Genomic DNA, 613 nt, shown 5'->3' with positions numbered 1-613 from the left:
GACTCACAATGATACGGAGAATTAGGGTCATCAGGATCCGAAGGTTCTTCAGCTGCCTCAGTACAACTTGCCCCCTGATAAAATCCCGGATTAGTCTTAGTGTCGTATACCTGATTATTGTTAAAATCTGAGTAGAACTCATTATCATCACGCACACCATTATAGTTAACATCGATATAAGCTTCGTCCAGTTCGACATCTATGACTTCACCTAAATCATATTGACCATTCAAGTTCGCATCAATAAATGACTCCTCTCCAGTCGTACGTGCCATAATATGCACTAAACCGTTATCGGGACGCGGATTCGAACTTGTCCAATCAACTGAACAAAAGCCACTATCTAATTCACAGGAACCCACTATCTGACCACCGGTTGTCACAAAAGAAACCTGAGTACCATCTCTAGCCTCATTATTAAAGCGGTCACCTGCGCGCACAGTCATTCGAGAAGTTGTTCCAGAAATATCCCAACCACGAGGGTTAAAGGTCTCTACAGATAAAGTAAAGCTGTCTTGGTCAGGAAGTCCACCCAGAACGGCAATTGAATCAGATGTCGTAGTTGTCGTTGCAGTTGAACCATCCTCATACTCAACAGTTACCGTTGCAATGA

At 43.2% G+C, this 613-nt stretch carries 1 protein-coding gene; it reads right to left on the bottom strand.

The window, feature by feature from the left end; translation table 11 throughout:
* Positions 1-613, bottom strand: a 613-nt coding sequence (locus A3766_RS31480; protein WP_197479707.1) for a hypothetical protein, incomplete at both ends; no start/stop codon positions are given.

This window comes from Oleiphilus sp. HI0132, assembly GCF_001635845.1.
Note: the sequence above shows the minus strand (reverse complement) of the source record. Positions and strands in the feature narration are given on the sequence as shown.